Origin of the sequence: Nostoc sp. DedQUE09 (assembly GCF_034530915.1) — a bacterium.
Classification (GTDB): Bacteria; Cyanobacteriota; Cyanobacteriia; order Cyanobacteriales; family Nostocaceae; genus Nostoc.
The window spans coordinates 1-20,480 of sequence record NZ_JAVRCE010000019.1 but is presented as its reverse complement, the minus strand read 5'-3'; the positions used below and the strand labels follow the sequence as shown (position 1 = coordinate 20,480).

Here is a 20,480-nt window from a genome sequence, read left to right as displayed (position 1 = left end):
GAAATAATTCTGTCTTCGATTTTCACCTTTATGTGTGCATTTTTTACAAAATCACCACGGAAAGAAACATTAACTATAAAAAACTCTACCCACGAGGGGGCAGGGGGCAGGGGAGCAGGGGAGCAGGGGAGCAGGGGAGCAGGGGAGCAGGGGAGCAGGGGAGGCAGGGGAGCAGGGGAGCAGGGGAGAAGTTGCAGAAAGTTTTTCTCCTCTGCCCCTCTGCTTCTTATGCCCCTCTGCCCCTCTGCCTCTTCCAATGCCCAAATTAAGCTTGTACGTTAAGTCTTTCGTTTAAAGCGTCGCGTGCGTGTTCTCGGTCGTCAAAATGGATTTTTTCGGTGCCGAGAATTTGGTAGTCTTCGTGACCTTTACCAGCAAGCAGCACTCCATCACCGGGTTGTGCTTGTAAAATAGCGGTACGAATTGCGATCGCTCGATCGCAAATTACTGTTGGCTGCACTGTGTCAGCTATTCCCGCCAAAATATCTTGCAAAATCCTTTCTGGGTCTTCAGTGCGGGGATTATCTGATGTCACCACTGCCACATCAGCTAATTCAGCAGCAATTTTACCCATTTTTGGGCGCTTAGTGCGATCGCGATCGCCTCCACAACCAAATACACAAATCACTTTTCCAGGTATAAAGGGACGCGCAGCTTTCAATAAATTTTCCAAGCTATCGGGCGTGTGGGCATAATCCACAATCACGCTAATATCCTGCTCAGTACTAATTTGTACCCGTTCCATCCGTCCGGGAACTCCAGGGAATTCAGGTATCACAGCTGCCACTAACTGCAAATCTAGCCCTAAGTGCAAAACTGCTCCGACAGCTGCTAAAAGATTTTCTAAATTATATTGTCCGACTAGGGGCGATTGAAAAGCCACATCACCTTTTGGTGTATGTAGTGTCCCACTAACACCATTTGGCTGGTAACTTAAATCGCTCATCCATAAATCAGCGCTGTTGTCGTTGACGCTGTAACTCCAAACCCGTTCGGAATCCAACGAGGCAATTAACCGCTTCCCGTAAGAATCATCAGCATTAATTATTGCCCGTCCCTTGAGATAATTAGGACTAAACAATAACGCTTTGGCAGCAAAGTAATCTTCCATATCGCTGTGATAGTCGAGATGGTCTTGAGTAAGATTACTAAATACTGCCACCTCAAATTCACAACCCAACACTCTACCTTGGGCCAAAGCGTGAGAACTGACTTCCATCACCCCGAACTCACTCCCAGCCTTTACCGCCTCTGCTAGCTGTTGTTGCAGTTCCACTGCAAAAGGGGTAGTGTGGGCAGCAGTTTGCTCAAAACCTGCCCAACGAGTGTAGAGAGTTCCCATCAAAGCTGTAGCTAAATTAGCTTTGTTGAGTATAAATTCAATTAGATGAGTAGTTGTAGTTTTGCCATTTGTACCAGTCACACCTACCAACTTGAGTTTTCGCCCTGGATAACCATAAAAAGCACTGGCTATCTGCGCGCAAGCTTGAGTGATGTTACTTGCACTAATGACCACAGCCTGATTTGTGGGAGGATTTTTTTGTGCAGCTTCGGGAGAAACGATCGCAGCTACAGCCCCCGATGCGATCGCACTTTGCCAAAATTCCCCACCATCAACCCGCGTTCCTGGCATGCCAATAAACAAATCACCCACGCGACAAGCATGAGAATTCGTCTTTAAACCCCTAACTTCCACATCCTCTAAAGTTGGATAACTAGGCAATTGCTCAACACTGTCTACCGCCGTTAGTAATTCCCGCAATTTCATTTTGTGAACCTCGTCACATTCTTGATCTTGCGCTTATTCTGCATTATTTTTTTCTAATTGGCTAAATATTTACGCAACATTTGCTCTAACTGCTGCACACTAGCACGAGGAGAAGGACGCGGCAATGGTTTCTCACTTCCTTCCTCATCTTCTACGCCTCTGTAGTTCGATAAATAAAGTACTGGCACTTCATACTCATACGCAGAAAACCAATCTTCACGAGTCGTAATATCCCTAACTTCCAACTCGAAACTGAGATTTTGGATTTGTTCTAGCTTTTCTTGCAAGCCTTCACATAAATGACAGCCGGGTTTACTGTATAAAATTAATTGCATTCTTGATATGAGTTGGCGCAAGAAGTTATAAGTTTAGAATAACGTAGACGCTTGGGCTTGTCGCAGGCTACCGCAGAGGGCACGGAGGAGAAGGGTGAAAGCTCATTGATTCATGAAAGTAGTCTAATGACCAAATTCTGTGACAATGATTAACAACCAATCAGAATACTGTATTTAAGCTACTCATGAGCCAAAGTTCTCAAAACAGCCCTTTACCAGGCAAACCTGTTCAATCATATTTCCAGTGGTTATACGCCTTCTGGAAATTCTCTCGCCCTCACACAATTATTGGTACAAGTCTGAGTGTTTTGGGTTTATATTTAATTGCCATTGCCATCAGTAGAGACGCGATTAATCATATTTCTACAGACGCGATGAATCTTGTCTCTACGTATTCCCTACTCCCTGTCTTCGGTGCATGGATTGGTTGTCTGTGTGGCAATGTTTATATTGTGGGGCTGAATCAATTAGAAGATGTAGAAATTGACAAGATTAATAAGCCTCATTTACCCTTAGCGTCTGGTGAGTTTTCTCAGCAAACTGGGCAATTAATTGTCGCTTCTACTGGGATTTTGGCGCTGGTTGTGGCGTGGCTAACTGGCCCGTTTTTATTGGGCATGGTAGCAATTAGTTTGGCCATTGGTACTGCTTATTCTTTACCACCAATTCGCTTAAAACAGTTTCCCGTTTGGGCGGCGCTGTGTATTTTTTCAGTGCGCGGTACGATTGTTAACTTAGGGTTATATCTGCATTACAGTTGGGCATTGCAACAAAGCCAAACAATTCCGTCTGTGGTATGGGTGCTGACGTTATTTATATTGGTGTTTACCTTTGCGATCGCCATCTTTAAAGATATCCCCGATATGGAAGGCGATCGCCTCTACAATATTACTACTTTCACTATCAAACTTGGCCCTCAAGCTGTGTTCAATCTATCTCTTTGGGTAATAACTGCCTGCTATGTGGGAATAATTCTGGTTGGGGTGCTAAACGTCGCCTCAGTTAACGCTATATTCCTGGTAGTTACTCATTTGGGGCTGTTGGCTTGGCTGTGGTTGCGGAGTTTGACGGTAAACTTACAAGAGAAAAGTGCGATCGCTCAATTCTACCAATTTATCTGGAAACTCTTTTTTATGGAATATCTGATTTTTCCTATCGCCTGTCTTTTGGCTTAGACAATGTTAGAAACCTTTCCCACTAGTTCGATTATCGCTGCTGTTGTAGTTGTTCTGAGTCTGTCAATCCTTGGCTATTTCGCTTGGAAAACTTTGATCACCTCAGACTTGTTTCAAAAAGGTATCAATCTTGCCCAAGCTAAAGATTACCAAGGTGCAGAAGCGGCCTTTCGCAAAGTGATTTCTATCAACTCTACTAATGATGTAGTGCGCTTGTTTTTGGGAGATGTTTTAAACCAGCAAGGACAAGTAGAAGAAGCAACAGAATTATTTCGGGAAGTAATTCGCCGCAGTCCGAAAAATCCTGATGCTTACTTGCGTCTGGCGAATATCCTTATGCAGCAAGAGCGAGAAGAAGAAGCTAAAACTAACCTGCAAAAAGCTAAAGATTTATTACAAAAACAGCGCCAACCTGAAAAAGCTAAAAAAATCACTCAACTGTTAGATAAAATGAGTGCTAAGTCAAATGAATCTTAACTTTAATCAGAATTGCCAAGATTAAATTTTCCTGTTGTGTCTCCTAATTTTTTGCCATTCCCATCATTATGGTGAGAATGGTTTTTATTTGGTAATTTAGTATTGTATACCATAATTATGTCCGCAATTTTCGCACGTTTGACCAATCTCTTCACAGACCTTATAATTTCCATCGGATGCGCCACAAGCTTCATAGCTACAATTAATTCATTTAGGCTTTATAAGAAAAAATATTGTGAATTTTAAATTATATCATGTCTGCTTGATTGCTTATTAAACCCGAAGAACCCCACCCCGCCAAAGCTGTGCTTTGTCTCCCCTCCCCGCCTGCGGGGAGGGGTTGGGGGTGGGGTTCTTTTATTATGGGTAATTTGGCGGACATGATATTATTTATGTTTGCAAAACAGTGATGATACTAACAGCCTTTTTGTTTTGTAAAGACATATTGTAGTTTATTTAAGCAGTACAGAAATTAGACACACTGTATCACTAATATTTTGGTACTAGAATAGTATTCAGCAAAGGTAGATATTTAGTAGTAGATTTTATAAATTAAACAATCCAGTCTTTATGTCAAATATAATATCAGAATTGTGGACTAACTTTTTGACATCAGAATCATTTATTCCACATGGACACTGCTATTTATGGCAAACGAATTTAGTTTGGTTACACATATTATCTGACGGATTCATTGCACTAGCTTATTACTCGATTCCAGCTACACTCTTTTACTTTGTTCGCAAGCGACAAGATTTGCCCTTTGATTGGATTTTTTTGCTGTTTAGTGGATTTATCGTAGCTTGCGGCACTACTCATTTAATGGAGATTTGGACACTTTGGCATCCAACTTATTGGGTGTCGGGGTTTATCAAAGCAGTAACTGCAACAATATCTGTAATTACCGCGTTAGAGCTTGTGTCTTTAGTTCCACAAGCACTGGCACTTCCTAGCCCTACTCAATTAGAAGAAGCAAATCAAGAACTTCAAACCCAAATAGCTGAACGCTTATCGGTAGAGGAAGAACTGCGAAAATACCAGAATCATCTTGAAGAAATGGTTGCTGTTCGCACCAATGAAATTACTAAAACTAACGAGCAATTACAACAAGAAATTCTTGAACGTCAACGCATCTTAGAAGTTCTCCGACAAAGCGAAGAACGCTACCGTTACTTGGCTGAGGCAATTCCTCAACTTGTTTGGACAACTAAACCTAACGGTGAATGCGATTATTTTAATCAAAATTGGTGCGAATACACTGGGCTAACACTAGAACAATCTTTGGGTTCTGGTTGGTTGGCCGCATTGCATCCAGATGATGTTCAAAAAGCTGATAAGGCGTGGTCTGATGCTGTCAAAAATAGCACTATATATAACAATGAATATCGCTTTAGACGAGCTGCTGATGGCTCTTATCGTTGGCAGCTAGCACGAGGTCTACCACTCAAAGATGAGCAAGGTTTTGTAGTCAAATGGTTTGGAACCTGTACAGATATCCACGAACAAAAACAAATACTTGAAGAACGAGCGCACCTACTGGAATTAGAACAAGTAGCACGAGCGAAAGCAGAAACAGCCAATCGAATTAAAGATGAATTTTTAGCCATCCTCTCTCACGAATTACGTACTCCACTCAACGCAATTCTCGGCTGGTCTAAGTTGTTGCAAACCCGCAGGTTAGACCAAACAAAGGCATCTGAAGCCTTAGCCACAATCGAGCGAAATGCTACCTTACAAGTTCAACTCATTGAGGACTTGCTGGATATTTCCAGAATTTTACAAGGTAAACTGACGCTGAATATCACGAAGATTAACCTCAACTCTACGGTATTGTCGGCACTGGAGACAATGCAGTTAGCAGCAGAAACAAAATTGATTGAGGTGAATACAGTATTTGAACCGGGTGTGGGACAAATTATGGGCGACTCGACTCGTTTGCAACAAGTCGTCTGGAATCTCCTTTCTAACGCAATCAAATTTACACCCAGGGGAGGAAAGGTAGAAGTGCGGCTCCAAGAAACTGATGGCTATGCTCAAATAATCGTTAGCGATACAGGTAAAGGAATTAGCGCTGACTTTTTGCCATTCGTGTTTGATTACTTCCGCCAAGCAGATAGCACCTCTACAAGAAATTTTGGTGGATTAGGGCTGGGATTAGCAATTGTGCGTAATATCATCGAAATGCATGGCGGCATTGTCAAAGCAGATAGCCACGGTGAGGGTCAAGGGACAATATTTACTGTTAGCTTACCGCTTCTACCAGATGAAAGTCCAAGGCTGACGGATGAACAAAATTACCCTACATTCTTAGCTTCTAATTCCTTACCTCTGAATGATATCAGGATTTTAGTTGTCGATGATGATACTGATTCACGAGATTTTGTTGCTTTTGTATTAGAGCAAGATGGGGCTTTTGTGATGACAGTATCTTCCGCTGAAGAAGCATTACAAACTTTAGCAGAGGTCAAGCTAGATGTGTTGGTAAGCGATATTAGTATGCCCGATATGGATGGCTATATGTTAATACATGAAGTGAGAACTCGGACACCAGAACAAGGTGGGCAAATCCCAGCAATTGCCTTGACTGCCTTTGCGAGAAACGATGACCAAGAAAAAGCCCTAGAAGCTGGGTTTCAGATGCATTTATCCAAACCTATTAATCCAGAAAAATTAATTGCAGCGATTGTTAAATTGATGGAAATAAAAGTTTCAGTAATTACCTAAAAATGAATTTTTACTTTTAATAAGTTACCATTTATTAGACTTCTTGCATCAATCAAAAAACCCTCACCCTAAATCCCTCTCCCAACTTGGGAGAGGGACTTTGAAATGTCTCTTGTGTAGAAATAGACATTTATATGAGATTACACTTGTATCAAGTTAGCTTAATCACTTATAATTCCTGCTATAACTCCGCCAAAGCTACGCTTTTGCTCCCCGAATAGCTAGTGAGGAAGGGCTGAGATGGGGTATTTTTATGATCGCAATTAACCGAACTTGATATTAGATGTAAACCAAGCAGGTAAGGTAAGAAAAATGCTGAAAAACAAGAATCTACTGATAGCAGCTATTATCTGCTTGTGTTTGAGCAATGGAAATACTGCCTTTGGTCAAAATGTTGGCGTTATCTTAGCAAAAATTCAAAATACTCAGTCCGCAGTTATTCGGAACAAAAATGCAGTTGCTAACTTTGAGCAAGGAAGCAATCTCTATAAACAGGGAGATTTAAAAGGAGCGGAGGCGGCTTTTCGAAAGGCAATTGAACTCGAACCCAATTTTGCACAAGCTTATATTGCCTTGGGAAATACTCTCGACGATCGCGGTAAACCACAAGAAGCGATCGCTCAATACAATAAAGCCATTAGTCTCGATCCTCAAGACTCTAGAGCATATTTTAATCTGGGTTTGACTTTAGCAAGACTGAATCAGTTAGAACCTGCGATCGCCCAATATCAGAAAGCCATCAGCCTTGAACCCAAGTATGCTGAAGCTCACTATAACTTAGGAAACGCTCTCTACGCTCAAGGCAAGCTCAAAGAAGCAGTTACCGAGTATACAGCAGCTATTCGCCTCAAACCAGACTATGCGCCGACTTACACCCGTTTAGGAAATGCTCTCTACGATCAAGGTGAGCTAGCAGAAGCAGTTACTCAGTATAAAAAATCTATTAGCTTCGATCCTAACTATGCAGACGCTCACTATTACTTAGGAAACGCCTTGTACGCTCAAGGAAAGCCAGCAGAAGCAATCGCCAACTATACCGAAGCCATTCGCCTCGCTCCGAAAAATCCAGCAGGTTATAATGCCTTGGGAAATACTCTATACGCTCAAGGCAAACTAGAAGAAGCGATCGCACATTACCAAAAAGCCATCAGCTTCGCTCCTAACTATGCAGACGCTCACTATAATTTAGCAAGTGCTTTTTACGCTCAAGGCAAGCTCACAGAAGCAATCGCTGGCTATACCGAAGCGATTCGTCTCGATCCCAAACACGCACAAGCTTACACAGGTTTGGGAAATGCGATGGACGATCGAGGTAAACCTCAAGAAGCGATCGCACATTACAAAAAAGCCATTAGTCTCGTTCCCAATGATGCATTCACTTACTATAATTTGGGAATCACTTTGGGAAGACAACAACAGCCAAAAGAAGCGATCGTTAATCTCAAAAAAGCCAGAGAATTATTCCAAGCTGAGAAAAACAAGGAGATGGTTGAGCAAGTCGATCGGCTAATCCAAAAAATTAATACCCAAACGAATTGAATAAAGGTATGGGGCATGAGGAGGGGAGGAGCAGGGGAGCAGGGGAGCAGGGGAGCAGGGGAGCAGAGGAGCAGAGGAGCAGAGGAGAATAACTACCTGACAAATGACAAATGACAAATGACAAAGGCAAAGTGTACCTCGTAGGTGCTGGGCCTGGAGATGTAGCATACTTGACAGTAAAAGCTTACAATCTTTTAGCTACTGCTCAGGTGTTAGTTTACGATGCTTTAGTAGATGCTCAATTATTGCAGTGCGTACCAGATGATTGCTTGAAGTTAGATGTTGGTAAACGCGGTGGCAAACCCAGTACAAGCCAAGCAGAGATTAATAAGTTACTGGTAAAACACTGTCTGCAAGGAAGACAAGTTATACGGCTCAAATCAGGCGATCCGTTGATTTTTGGGCGTTGCACTTCCGAAATTGAAGCGTTGAAAGCATCCGGTTGTGATTTTGAACTAGTACCAGGAATTTCCTCAGCCCTTGCAGCGCCTTTGTTGGCAGGAATTCCCCTGACAGATCCGGTGTTAAGCCGCACTTTTGCAGTGCTTACAGCTCACGAACCAGAGGTTTTAGACTGGGAGGCACTGTCACGCTTAGAGACGCTGGTAATTTTAATGGGAGGGCGACATCTACGAGAGATTGTAGATCAGCTGGTGCAGCATGGGCGATCGCACTTAACACCCATTGCCATCATCCGTTGGGCAGGAACTCCCGATCAACAAATTTGGACGGCGCAACTGGGCAATATTCTAGAACTTACCGCCGGATTATCCCTTTCCCCAGCAGTAATTGTGATTGGCGAAGTTGTTGGGCTACGCAAGTACTTACAACCTGAGAAAATAGATTGTCAGGTTTCTACTACAGCCAAAACTTTTAGCCCCCCTGCTATGTCAAGCAATTTTCCCCTATCTCCTCTTCCCCTTACTGGTAAAATGATCTTGGTAACACGTTCAGTTGGCCAATCGAGTCAATTTAGCGATCGCCTCATTGCATCAGGTGCAACCGTCATCGAAATGCCTACCTTAGAAATCGGCCCCCCCTCCAGTTGGGAAGCTTTGGATAATGCGATCGCTCATTTATCTGACTTCGACTGGTTAATTTTCACTTCTACCAATGGCATAGACTACTTTTTTGAAAGGCTAACTACTCAAGGTAAAGATAGCCGTGCCTTAGCTGGCATCAAAATTGCCGTCGTTGGTGAGAAAACAGCCCAAAGTCTCAAACAACGCTCTTTGCAAGCAGATTTTATTCCCCCCAACTTTGTTGCCGATTCTTTAGTGGAAAATTTCCCAGATAAATTAGATGGTAAAAAGGTGTTATTTCCCAGAGTTGAAAGCGGCGGCAGAGAAGTTTTAGTTAAGGAATTAACTCTCAAGGGAGCAAAGGTGATAGAAGTTGCGGCATATCAATCTTGTTGTCCTAGTAGTATTCCACCTGCGGCAAAGTTAGCTCTCCAAAACCGCAAGGTAGATGTGATTACCTTTGCCAGTTCTAAAACTGTACAATTTTTCTGTCAACTTACTAATAATATATTTTCCCACAACTCTGATGCTAGCCAATTCTTAGAGGGAGTTTGTATTGCCTCTATCGGCCCCCAAACCTCCAAAACTTGTCATGATTTATTCGGACACGTGGATGTAGAAGCCCAAGAATACACTTTAGATGGTTTAACCCAAGCACTGATCGCATGGGCAACTTCGTAGATAAGGGAGCAGGGGAGCAGGGGAGCAGAGGGGCAGGGGAGCAGGGGAGCAGGGGAGCAGAGGAGAATGACAAATGACAAATGACAAATGACAAAACGTATAATCGGCTTAACTGGAGGTATTGCCTGTGGCAAAACCACTGTCACTAATTATTTAGCTAGCACTTATAACCTGCCAATTTTGGATGCAGATATTTATGCTAGAGAGGCAGTATCTTTAGGTTCGCCTATTCTACGTGCGATCGCTCAACGTTACGGTGAACAAATTTTACTACCAGATGGCAGCCTCAACCGTCAAAAGCTAGGTGAAGTTATCTTTAATCGTCAAGATGAACGCAACTGGATAGAGGATTTGATTCATCCTGATGTACGCGATCGTTTTCTCAAAGCAATTGCTCAATCTTCATCACAAATACTGGTGTTAGTAGTGCCTCTATTATTTGAAGCTGGGATGACTGATTTGGTAACAGAAATCTGGGTAGTGCGTTGTTCCCAAGAGCAACAACTACAAAGATTGATACAACGAAACCATTTAAGTCCAGAACAGGCACAAGCTAGGATTAACAGCCAATTATCCATCGAAGAAAAAGTGGCTCATGCAGATGTGGTTTTAGATAACTCTTCTACCCTAGAAGTACTACTGAAGCAGATAGATGTAGCTCTAGCTACGACGAGTAGTGACTAAATTATATTGATATTCAAATATATACATATATGACATTTTCAAGACATAAAAAGCTTATTAATTAATACTAGATAGTTAAGCAAAAAACTTATATCTCACCCAATATTGTCTAACAGTTAGGTGATTTTACAGTTGAATCTGCGATTAATAGTACTGTAAATTTAAAAGAATGGCTTTTAAATAAATTATAACTTCTATTTTTTAAATGTTTTTAAGTGCCTTCTCTTCAATCATAGCAGGTATGAACTTAAGTTTTAGTTTTTTAAATAAATTAGCTCTGGCTATCTCTCCAGTAACAGAATTAAAACAAAAGAATAAAATCCATGATTACAGACAACAAGTTTGTGGAGGCGACTACATATTTGAGCGTCTCAATGAAGGAACAATCGGGTACATGACTGGAGTAGGGAAAAGCGTTAAAGCTTGCGATCGCATTATCTTACGAGAAGGTTGTGAATCTTATCAATATCAAGTTGAAGAAATTGATTACTATTCAGATCCATCTGATATGTGGATAGCTTTACTCAAGCAAATACCGAATGACTAAATATAAGGTGATTTCTCACGAAGAATATACCCAGGTTGACGAGTTTCGACTTCACTCAACTCTCAATCCCTTAGTTGGTTGAGCGAAGTCGAAACCAACGGCGACGGTAGATTTATTAACGGAAATTGCCTAAAAAGATGCAAAAGATTTGGGTTATCTTTATCAAGATGCATTACTAAACCATCAACTGCTAAGTGATGATGATCTATCCACTGCTCCTGTGAATCTAGTAAAAAACTAAAGTAGGGGTTGACCTCTGGATGATTTTTAGTTAATTCTTCATAGCTTTGATAAACCAAAACTTTTACCCAACAAAGTCGTTTACTTTCCTTAATTAGATAAAGTCGGACTAAGCTGTTGAAGAAACTCAATATTTAAATTTAGCTTTTCTCCTAACCATAGGGAATGAACTGCGTGGTCTGCCACAGCATTCCCTGTCTCAGGATGAACGAGAATATCCAATCCATCACGATTGAGCATTAACCAAGGAACGACTTTATCAAACTGATTTGGTAAGAAAGCAACTTGATACATCGCTTTTGGATGGGGCCCGATGGGCTTGTCAAACCAGCGTCCGAGTTGCACGTCAAACCTAGCGCCTAATCCTTCGCGTACACGCGCAGCTACATCTCGACTCGCAGGATCGAAGTAAACATGAGCATGAAAACCAGCGATCTCGATAGTATCTTCTTCCATAGATCCACTTTTCGCTCTCAACTCTAATTTTGGGTAGCGGGCTTTTTATTTCTTACTAAAAAAGCAATGTCTGTGACGGGCTACGCCTACGCTCAATTTTAACCCAATACAGTGTAGTTAGGGAGCGGTTGTGGAGATTGAATTTACAGAGATCATTGATTGAGATAACTAACTTTTGTGGGGTAGGCAGCATACTAAACATTATCGTTAGCGCAGTCTCTCGCAGAGAAGTAGTGATCGCGCCGAAGTCTTGCCTACCCTAATTATGCAAGTTAAATGTGGAATAGCTTAGTAGTTAGTTAACGCTGACAGCGCTTGTAGTTTCTTTGACAACTTCATCTATTTTAGGAGTAACTGAAAGATGCACAACATGCACTGAACAAGGAGCATGGTGAAGAACATAGTTACTCACACTACCGAGAAATAGTTCCATCAGCCGAGAATGACCGCGACGCCCCATAACAATTAGGTCAGCGTCACAACTATGGGCTAAATCACAAATAACGCGACCAGGATTACCAACATTTTGTGTAAATTCCGTAGTCACACCTGCTGCGTTTGCTTGGGCACAGAAAGATTGCAACATCTGGATTCCTAGATTTTTAAAGGTATCCCACTGTTGTTGGTATAACTCAAAGCTTTGACTGGTCAATCCTGGATAGTAGTCCATATTAGACAGCATAGGTACATAAGGACTACCCTCTTCTTCTGAAGATAAAACATGAAGTAACATTAAGCTAGCTTGTGTTAACTTTGCTAAATCTAATGCTTCCTCAAAAACCTGCTGCCCTATTTCCGAGCGATCTAATGCAACTAGAATCTTTTTAAACATCATATAGACCTCCGATTTCATTGGTAATTGGTCTTTACGGTTTCGGGTTTCCAGATGCTGGATTGTCAAAAATGACTAATCCCTCAACTATGTTTACGACTTTTGAATTTTAAATCTCTTAAAGGTTTTCGCCTTATATTTATATTTATAGCAAAACAATTTGAGGAACTTGTGAGGAAAGCAAGCATTGCTTTTTGAGCATTAGAGAGCATCCCTTTTGGAATAAATATCTTTGGGTTCTGAGCCTAAATCCATATTTCAAAATTGCTATGCAGCATTAGTCACATCTTTCTTAAGATTGCTGGAAATAAGTCAGAAACAGGATTTTAGAAGAAGGCGATATGTGGATACTTGACAAAGGCAGAAGAATGTAAATGACGAAAATTTTCTAGGCGATCGCTAACTACAAACTGGAAAATTTGAGTGGATAACTATCAATGCTTTTGCTCTTGTTTTAAGTAAGTTATATTTTTGTTGAGAAATATTTGGATAATGAATAGCATAAAACGAGAGAAGTCAATATATTGCATACAACCGAAAAGGCTAAAGCATTAAACAATCCGGTTGACAATTGTCCATACTTCCCCATCAGAGCGGACGTAAGGAACGGAGATTGTCTTAAAGCCAGTAATAAAGGGCTTGTAATAAATTTGCCAATACATTGGACTCAGTTGATTAGCACAAGCCTTAAGAAAACGGACTTCTGCGGCCAGTTCACTTGCTAGTTGATTAATGCGTTGAGCATGAACCTGAGCCACTTCTTTGGCTTCCTCTAGCTGCTGCTGTTGGATAAGTTGTTTGGATTCACCTTGCGAACGCACTAACTTACCTTGTTTTTGTTTAATCTGGCCTTCCAAGGCGGCGATCGCTGCATCTATACCTTGGAGTTCAACAGATAATTGGGCATTTTCTCTAGCTTGACGGCGGTAAGCTTCCACCATCGCCTGGGGTGAATCATTCTCGCCAGAGATGACATTATTTTTTATCGTGAGTGCAGCGCGTTCTTCTAAAAGAATCTGAATTTGAGAGTTAAGCGCCGCTATTTCAGCCTGAGTTTGCTCCATAAATCGAGTTTTAAGTGCTGAGTAAATAGTTATCTAATTTTTTAAAAGCTTTTTGCGCCTTGGGTATCGAGAGAAAGCGATCGCACCTCGGCTGTAATTCCTTCTTCTTGCCAAGTAGCTAACATCGCCGCCTCCACAGCCTTTGAGTGTAACTTATCCGCTAAAGCTAACAGTGTCGGCCCCGCACCACTAATCACCATACCATAAGCACCAGCACTAACAGCTGCGATGTTGAGAGCATCATAACCAGGAATCAAAGCTTTGCGATAGGGCTGATGCAACTTATCTTGCAAAGCTGTCTTTAGCCATTGTGCGTTACCAGTTTCCAAGCCGCGCAACAATAATCCCAAATGTGCTGTATTGAAAATCGCATCGGCGCGACTTACCTCAGTAGGGAGAACACCCCGCGCCTCGGAAGTAGAAAGTTCAAAATTAGGAATAGCCACAACTGGTACAACATCTTTATGCCAGGGGACATCACAAATTTCCCAACTTGCGCCACTGGTAGCAGCAAGACGACATCCTCCCAACAAGGCTGGAACTACGTTATCAGGATGTCCTTCCATCGCGATCGCTAACTCCATCACCTGTGACTGGCTCATAGGCGTACCTTCAAGTTGATTAGCCGCAACCAACCCACCAACAATTGCTGTGGCCGAACTACCCAAACCCCGCGCCAACGGGACACCTAACTTAATCTCTATTTTCACAGTCGGCGGTGTTTGCTCTATGTGTTGATAGAACTTGACAAACGCTTGGTAAAGGAGATTGCTCTCATCAGTTTGGACTCGTTGGGCTTCTGTACCAGTGACATGAATAGTTAGCCCACCTTCTTCTTGGCGAGTGAACTTGAACTCGTTGTACAGTTTTAAAGCTGCACCGATGCAATCAAAACCAGGCCCCAAATTCGCAGTTGTGGCGGGAACAGTAACAGTAATGGTAGAAACAACAGACATTGGCAAAACTCACTAATCATCAACTAGCATCCCATGTAAAGGGTTGATTTGCTCATGAATTATGGTAGTTTTTTGTATGTAAGTTGCTAAATTGAGGTTAAAGAATACTGATTGAATGCAGTCTATCAGCCTAAAGTTGTTCTAAATAAAGAAAAAGTCTATTATATCTGCTACTAAACCCAACTTAAAGTATCCTCACTGATAGTTTAAAATGTATTTAACACGGTTAAAAAATCATTTGAAGAGTAAAAATATTCGCATTTTGGCAGTCATAAATAATTTTTAATCGCAAAGACATAAATAACGTTAGTAAAAATATTGTTTTTACACTCGCACGTTGATATAGCGTTTACTAATCACATGAGGTACATCATATTCCCCTCCTCGCTTGCGGGGAGGGGGTTGGGGGTGGGGTTCTTGTATCTCACTCAACTGAGAACCGCTGTAATAGTTTTAATTACTATAATTTCTAAAATTCAGCGAGCATATATTTTAATATCAAGTATTATGGCTTTTTACGTATTGATTATAAAAGAAAAGGAGGATGAGACCGGCGTCACTTACCGCTTTGGCCCACATGAAGATCGTCTCGGCTCTTTGTGGATAGATAAATTTAGTGGGGAAGTTAAAGAACTTCAAGAAACACCAGAGCAAAACTCGCAGGCATTTTTTCAACGATCAGCAGTAAAGGTTTGGCAAGATTGGAAAAAAGGATCTTTCCCAGAAAAAATATCTTGGGCATCTTGAGAATGATTGGGGATTGATAGCCTATCCATAGCGATCGGCTATCAATACTTTGTTCTTCCTCAGAAATGTACCTAGAAGTTCTCGAAGTTAGCGATCGCTCTTTCCACAGAAGAAAAGCTTACTTCAAAGTTCCCAAAACGGGCGCTACTTCAACCTCGGAAATTTGCGGCGGAACTAAGAGTCCCTTAGCATAAATCTGGGGATTGGTTTGCGAGACTATGGCATAAGACTGGCGAAGATTAGCATTGACTGCAACAGTCTTCACGTCGTACATCTGCATCGCCATCTTAGGATAGAAACCAATACCAATAATCATCAGCAGAAAACAGGCAGCGATAAACACCTCACGGGGTCTAGCATCTTCGTAGACTGCATCTTCTGGCACGAGACAGTCTGTACCAAAACAAACTGTTCCCTCATCTTCTTGATTTTCCAAGCCTGCATTATTAATGTCGCATAGCAGTGCTGCGTCTTTTCCATAAAATACCTCTCGCAGCATGGAAAGTAGATAAATCGGTGTGAGAATAACTCCAACGGCGGCGAGAAAAACTGTTACGGTGCAGAAAGTTGAACTGTAAACGTCACTGCTTGTCATCCCAACAAATACGGAAAGTTCGCCAGCAAAGCCGCTCATGCCGGGAAGTGCCAGAGATGCCATTGCTCCGATTGTAAACAGGGCGAAGACTTTGGGCATGGCTTGACCAATACCGCCCATATCTTTCATTACCATTGTGTGGGTGCGATCGTAAGTAACACCTGCTAAGAAGAACAGCACCGATGCAATCAAACCATGCGAGATCATCTGCAACATCGCGCCGTTGATTCCCAAATCAGTGAACGACGCAATTCCCAGCAGCACAAACCCCATGTGAGAAATTGACGAATAAGCTAAACGTCGCTTCATATTCGTCTGAGCAAAGGAGTTCAATGCACCATAGATAATGTTGACAACACCCAGAATGGCTAAAACCGGCGCAAAGTAAATGTGTGCATCGGAAAGCAACTCAAGATTCAGGCGAATCAGCCCGTACCCGCCCATCTTCAGCAACACACCAGCCAGAATCATCGATACAGGAGATGATGCTTCACCGTGAGCATCAGGCAACCAGGTATGCATCGGGAAAACAGCAAGTTTGACACCAAATGCAACCAGTAACCCTGCATAAAGTAGCAGTTGTAGTCCAAGGGGATATTCCTTCTTAGCTAGGGCGGTTATATCAAATGTCATATCACCGCCGCCGTATAGCCCCATTGCCAGGGCTGCCACTAAAATAAATATAGAAGCAGCTGCGGTATACAACAAAAATTTCGTAGCTGCATAACGACGCTTTTGCCCACCCCAAATGCAGACTAGTAGGTAGACGGGGATTAGCTCTACTTCCCACATAATGAAAAATAGTAGCAAGTCTTTGGCAACAAATACCCCCACTTGTGCAGAATACAGCACCAGCATCAAAAAATAGAAGAGGCGAGGTCGATGATCGACTTGCCAAGCCGAAAACATCGAGAGTGTGGTGACAAATCCTGCTAGCAGCACAAGTGGTACTGATAGTCCATCGACTGATACCGCCCAGTTCAAACCCAACTGAGGCATCCAGGCATAATTTTCCACCATTTGAAAACTAGCACTGCTGGCATCGTAATGTTTCCAAAAGGCGTAACACATCAAGGCAAAGTCTGCAATACCTATACCTAATGCATACCATCGAACGCGCTTACCATCTTTATCAGGCAGCACAGGGATAAGCAGGGAAGCAATGAGTGGCAGCAAGACAATTGCGGTAAGCCAGGGAAATTGATCCGCTATCATGTATATGAGAAAAAATACTTATTTGGGATGATGTCATTGTACTAAACTTTGTAACAATTTCTTCATAAGTATTTATCCTAGTTAACCATAAATATTTATCCCAGTTAACCGCTTTGACTCAAAGACAATTGACTTGAAAATGGCGACTGGGCTTGCCGTGACTTGTACTGAGCGCAGTCGAAGTAGCGTAGCCGAACGGGACTGGGGAAGAAAGATTTTTAGTTGTTCACGGTACTAATCCAGCCCGCAAGGCACGGACGGCAGCCTGTGTCCGGTCAGCAACACAGAGTTTATTGAGAATACCTCGAACATGAGTTTTTACAGTACCGACTGTTAAGTAGAGCCTTTTCGCAATTTCTGCATTGTCACACCCTGCGACAATCAACTCTAAAACATCCATTTCCCTATGAGTTAAAGGATAGGTGACTATGCTTTTTTCAACATCTGGGTCAATACCTTCAATCAAGACTCTTTTCCCAGATGCACCTCTGCTACCATCGGGGAAATCTTGGCGTATTTGTTGTAGTACAAGGTCTGCGATCGCTGGATCGATCCATGAGCTACCTGCATAGGTCGTTCGCACAGCCTCAACTAGTCTCTCAGTTTCTATATCCTTCATGCAATAAGAATCTGCACCTGCTGCAAATGCTGCTAAAACTGCTTGTTCGCTATTTTGCATCGTTAAAATTAGCAGCTTTGTTGTGTAGTCCTCATTCTCTGCCTGATATTGCCTAAATGTGCGTGTTAGCTCAATACCATCCATATCAGGCAAACCAATGTCAATAGTAGCAACATCCGGCTTGAGAGTTTTCAGAAGCTTGATGCCATCGGTTGCATTGGCTGCTTCACCAACAATATTGAACTCTGGCTGGGTTTGTAAGGCAGACCTTAAGCCGATTCTTGTCAGGTTGTGATCTTCAATCACAAGGATCTTGATTTCACTCATAGTTACTTAACTTTACTGTTATTTATCTCAAGTACAGATTAAAATAATCTCGTTCTTCTATTCGGGATCTTATACAAAAAGCAATGCGTTTGGTATTATTCCCTGAACTTCATCTACCATTAGACATAGATAACCTTATCTCGTAAGCCTTTCTAAGGCAAGGGTTTCGATATGATAATAAAATTTAATCAAAAAATATTTCTATACATTAACCTAATGCTTGATGTTTTATGCTAAACAACTTTTCATTAAAAATTTGGTAGCAAGTAAGAATTTTATTAAGCAAATAGCACATTAAATAAAGAAAAAACCAGTTAAATTACGTAGACAGCAGGTATTTAACTGAGGAAACTCTAAAAGAAAATGTCAATCCTTAATAATCTCAGCGCTAGTGAAGTAAGCTATTACTAGATTTGCTAGGGATAGCCAAGCACTTCTTTTTTTATTTAGCCATGTCTTTATCTAAAACTGTCAAAAAAGATAAAATTCTCGTTGTCGATGATGTTTTTGACAATCTACTGGTCTTAGAAGCAGTCCTAGAAGATCAGGACTATGAAATTAGCTTGGTAGAAGATAGTAAGATTGCTCTGGCTATGGTTGAGGAGTCACCGCCAGACATAATTCTCTTAGATGTGATGATGCCGGAGCTAGATGGCTATGAATTTACTCGGCGCATCCGACAGAATCAGGCGTTACCATTTATCCCGATTCTGCTGCTCACGGCTCACTATGAGTCTAGCGTTGTTGAAGGACTTGACGCTGGTGCAGATGACTTCATTCGCAAACCATTCGATCCTGATGAACTACATGCAAGGGTGCGATCGCTCCTGCGCCTCAAGCATAGTATCGACGAACGAGATCAGATGGCAAACCTCCGGGCAGATTTTGTCTCCCGTTTTACTCACGATTTACGTATACCCTTAGTAGCCTCTAACCGCGTATTAAAATTATTGCTGGAAGGCAGGTTTTGCGATGTTTCGCCACAATTGCAAGAAATAATTGATACCATGATTGGCAGCAATCAAGACCTGCTGGAAATGGTAAATACCTTGTTAGAAGTTTATCGTCATGAAGCGGGCTGTAAAACCTTAAAAATTTCTCCTTGCAATATTCAGGAATTAGTTGGTGAAGTTTCGCAAGAATTAACTCCTTTAGCTGAAGAAAAAGGATTAGCTGTAAACATCGATCTAAGTGAAACTGCAAGCACCATTATGGGCGATCGCGTAGAATTGCGGCGAGTTTTGACGAATCTTATTGGCAATGCTATCAAATTTACAGACCAAGGCTCTGTAAATATTCACTGTTATCTGACTCCAGTAGCTGTGAATATTGATATCCAAGATACAGGGCCAGGAATTTCTAAACCAGATCAGGCAATATTATTCGAGCGATTTCGTCAAGGGAAACATCAACGTTCTGGTAGTGGTTTGGGACTATATTTATCTCGCTGCATTATCGAAGCACATCATGGCACAATCGATGTGAAATCTGAACCAGGACAGGGTAGCACATTTACTATACGTCTACCTGTGGCTGGCGAAAACTAAAAGAGTTGATGCGCTAGCGGCTCAAGATCCATATTTGCAAAAGTTTTTAACTTGGAGAAGTCAAAAGTCTGTCGCTGCTCCTGTGCCTGCTGCAATTTGGGCGTTTTATCTTGCTCTGGTTAGGACTCCTCACCTTACCCGGCACTTTGCTCTTGTCTGCATTCTCGATCAAGATATTTTTTTGGATGCGGCATTAAATAACCTAGTAATGGAATGCAAATCTAATTTTGCCGATGTCTATGGGTGCAATGATGCTCTGAGTAGTGCTTTAGTAATTGTTCAAGATGCTGGCTTACATCAAGTTTTGCAACAACTTAAAGACCTACTGCCCGATCCAGAACAAAGTAGAGAAAGCATTCATATCATGTCCGGCTAATTAGTTATAATTCCCTTTCTCTATGCAGAAAGCCCAAAAACCCATCCCCTCTGCCCCTCTGCCCCTCCGCTCCTCTGCGGTCTTAATGATAAGTCTTTAACCAGACATGATATCAGACATGGTGGCAAACAAGTTATCCTGCTTGGATGGAACGGTTAAAAACTGCGATCGCCAAGCATCGAAACATTCAGCATCACTGGCATTTCAGCCCACAGCAACAGCAAGTATTGCAACAATATTACAATGCCAATCAGTTGCTTATCGATTGTCTTAATAGCAACTGTGAAATCACAGACGTTGTGCGGCAGGAGATTGAAGCCAGTTTGTTGCCGATAGAAGAACTCTCCAAGCGGGAATGGCAGGGGGCAGGGGAGGCAGGGGGAGCAGGGGGAGCGTGGGGAGAGGAGATATATTTTAGAATGCAACAATGAGCCTTTGATATTCATTAATGAGGCTCGGAACTCCATTAATGAGCCTTTGATATTCATTAATGAGGCTCGGAACTCCATTAATGAGTCTTTGATATTCATTAATGAGGCTTGGAACTCCATTAA

At 42.0% G+C, this 20,480-nt stretch carries 20 protein-coding genes; 11 read left to right on the top strand and 9 right to left on the bottom strand.

What is annotated here, in order from left to right:
- Window positions 1–265: 265 nt before the first annotated feature.
- Both RMY27_RS14585 and RMY27_RS14580 read right to left on the bottom strand, forming a co-directional pair.
- The gene (locus RMY27_RS14585; protein WP_322664304.1) at window positions 266–1,768 is read right to left on the bottom strand and encodes a UDP-N-acetylmuramoyl-L-alanyl-D-glutamate--2,6-diaminopimelate ligase; all 1,503 of its coding nucleotides are present in this window, start codon (window positions 1,766–1,768) and stop codon (window positions 266–268) included.
- 53 nt (window positions 1,769–1,821) lie between these two features.
- Window positions 1,822–2,103 carry a glutaredoxin family protein gene (locus RMY27_RS14580; RefSeq protein WP_322664302.1) on the bottom strand — a complete coding sequence of 94 codons (282 nt, stop codon included), beginning with the start codon at window positions 2,101–2,103 and terminating at the stop codon, window positions 1,822–1,824.
- A gap of 185 nt (window positions 2,104–2,288) precedes the next feature.
- On the opposite strand from RMY27_RS14580, the gene RMY27_RS14575 reads away from it, so the two are divergent.
- The 7 genes from RMY27_RS14575 to RMY27_RS14545 all read left to right on the top strand — a co-directional run bounded on the left by RMY27_RS14575 (window position 2,289) and on the right by RMY27_RS14545 (window position 10,952).
- On the top strand, window positions 2,289–3,278 hold the full coding sequence (locus RMY27_RS14575; RefSeq protein ID WP_322664300.1) for a homogentisate phytyltransferase: 990 nt from the start codon (window positions 2,289–2,291) through the stop codon (window positions 3,276–3,278).
- Window positions 3,279–3,281: 3 nt separating this feature from the next.
- Window positions 3,282–3,755, top strand: a complete 474-nt coding sequence (locus RMY27_RS14570) for a tetratricopeptide repeat protein (protein ID WP_322664298.1) — start codon at window positions 3,282–3,284, stop codon at window positions 3,753–3,755.
- A gap of 570 nt (window positions 3,756–4,325) precedes the next feature.
- Window positions 4,326–6,479, top strand: a complete 2,154-nt coding sequence (locus RMY27_RS14565) for an ATP-binding protein (RefSeq protein ID WP_322664296.1) — start codon at window positions 4,326–4,328, stop codon at window positions 6,477–6,479.
- A gap of 312 nt (window positions 6,480–6,791) precedes the next feature.
- A complete protein-coding gene (locus RMY27_RS14560) occupies window positions 6,792–8,018 on the top strand; it encodes a tetratricopeptide repeat protein (RefSeq protein WP_322664294.1) in 1,227 nt (408 codons plus the stop codon).
- 110 nt (window positions 8,019–8,128) lie between these two features.
- Window positions 8,129–9,721 carry a uroporphyrinogen-III C-methyltransferase gene (gene cobA, locus RMY27_RS14555; RefSeq protein WP_322664291.1) on the top strand — a complete coding sequence of 531 codons (1,593 nt, stop codon included), beginning with the start codon at window positions 8,129–8,131 and terminating at the stop codon, window positions 9,719–9,721.
- A gap of 87 nt (window positions 9,722–9,808) precedes the next feature.
- Window positions 9,809–10,405 carry a dephospho-CoA kinase gene (gene coaE, locus RMY27_RS14550; protein WP_322664289.1) on the top strand — a complete coding sequence of 199 codons (597 nt, stop codon included), beginning with the start codon at window positions 9,809–9,811 and terminating at the stop codon, window positions 10,403–10,405.
- 241 nt (window positions 10,406–10,646) lie between these two features.
- Window positions 10,647–10,952 carry a hypothetical protein gene (locus RMY27_RS14545; protein WP_322664287.1) on the top strand — a complete coding sequence of 102 codons (306 nt, stop codon included), beginning with the start codon at window positions 10,647–10,649 and terminating at the stop codon, window positions 10,950–10,952.
- A gap of 62 nt (window positions 10,953–11,014) precedes the next feature.
- Here the strand turns inward: RMY27_RS14545 and RMY27_RS14540 are convergent, their stop codons facing one another.
- The 5 genes from RMY27_RS14540 to thrB form a co-directional block, all read right to left on the bottom strand.
- Complete coding sequence (locus RMY27_RS14540) at window positions 11,015–11,251, bottom strand: hypothetical protein (RefSeq protein WP_322664285.1); 237 nt, start codon at window positions 11,249–11,251, stop codon at window positions 11,015–11,017.
- A 31-nt stretch (window positions 11,252–11,282) separates the two neighbouring features.
- A complete protein-coding gene (locus RMY27_RS14535; protein ID WP_322664283.1) occupies window positions 11,283–11,648 on the bottom strand; it encodes a DOPA 4,5-dioxygenase family protein in 366 nt (121 codons plus the stop codon).
- Window positions 11,649–11,943: 295 nt separating this feature from the next.
- On the bottom strand, window positions 11,944–12,480 hold the full coding sequence (locus RMY27_RS14530; protein ID WP_322664432.1) for a universal stress protein: 537 nt from the start codon (window positions 12,478–12,480) through the stop codon (window positions 11,944–11,946).
- 551 nt (window positions 12,481–13,031) lie between these two features.
- Window positions 13,032–13,544 (bottom strand): hypothetical protein, encoded by a 513-nt coding sequence (locus RMY27_RS14525; protein ID WP_322664281.1) that lies wholly within the window; start codon window positions 13,542–13,544, stop codon window positions 13,032–13,034.
- 41 nt (window positions 13,545–13,585) lie between these two features.
- Entirely contained in the window at window positions 13,586–14,500 is a 915-nt protein-coding gene (thrB, locus tag RMY27_RS14520; RefSeq protein WP_322664279.1) for a homoserine kinase, read from the bottom strand.
- Between the two features lie 417 nt (window positions 14,501–14,917).
- Between thrB and RMY27_RS14515 the strand changes: the two genes are divergently transcribed.
- Entirely contained in the window at window positions 14,918–15,247 is a 330-nt protein-coding gene (locus tag RMY27_RS14515; protein ID WP_322664270.1) for a hypothetical protein, read from the top strand.
- 118 nt (window positions 15,248–15,365) lie between these two features.
- Here the strand turns inward: RMY27_RS14515 and RMY27_RS14510 are convergent, their stop codons facing one another.
- Together RMY27_RS14510 and RMY27_RS14505 are read right to left on the bottom strand one after the other, a co-directional pair.
- Window positions 15,366–17,057 carry an NAD(P)H-quinone oxidoreductase subunit 4 gene (locus RMY27_RS14510; protein ID WP_322664268.1) on the bottom strand — a complete coding sequence of 564 codons (1,692 nt, stop codon included), beginning with the start codon at window positions 17,055–17,057 and terminating at the stop codon, window positions 15,366–15,368.
- 226 nt (window positions 17,058–17,283) lie between these two features.
- A complete protein-coding gene (locus tag RMY27_RS14505) occupies window positions 17,284–18,003 on the bottom strand; it encodes a response regulator transcription factor (protein WP_322664266.1) in 720 nt (239 codons plus the stop codon).
- 452 nt (window positions 18,004–18,455) lie between these two features.
- Here RMY27_RS14505 and RMY27_RS14500 point away from each other — a divergent pair, with 452 nt between their 5' ends.
- The 3 genes from RMY27_RS14500 to RMY27_RS14490 all read left to right on the top strand — a co-directional run bounded on the left by RMY27_RS14500 (window position 18,456) and on the right by RMY27_RS14490 (window position 20,357).
- On the top strand, window positions 18,456–19,550 hold the full coding sequence (locus tag RMY27_RS14500) for a hybrid sensor histidine kinase/response regulator (protein ID WP_322664265.1): 1,095 nt from the start codon (window positions 18,456–18,458) through the stop codon (window positions 19,548–19,550).
- Between the two features lie 34 nt (window positions 19,551–19,584).
- Window positions 19,585–19,926 carry a hypothetical protein gene (locus RMY27_RS14495; protein WP_322664263.1) on the top strand — a complete coding sequence of 114 codons (342 nt, stop codon included), beginning with the start codon at window positions 19,585–19,587 and terminating at the stop codon, window positions 19,924–19,926.
- Window positions 19,927–20,072: 146 nt separating this feature from the next.
- Window positions 20,073–20,357, top strand: coding sequence for an NACHT C-terminal helical domain 2-containing protein (locus RMY27_RS14490; protein ID WP_322664261.1), 285 nt, complete (start codon window positions 20,073–20,075; stop codon window positions 20,355–20,357).
- The last annotated feature ends 123 nt before the right edge of the window (window positions 20,358–20,480 follow it).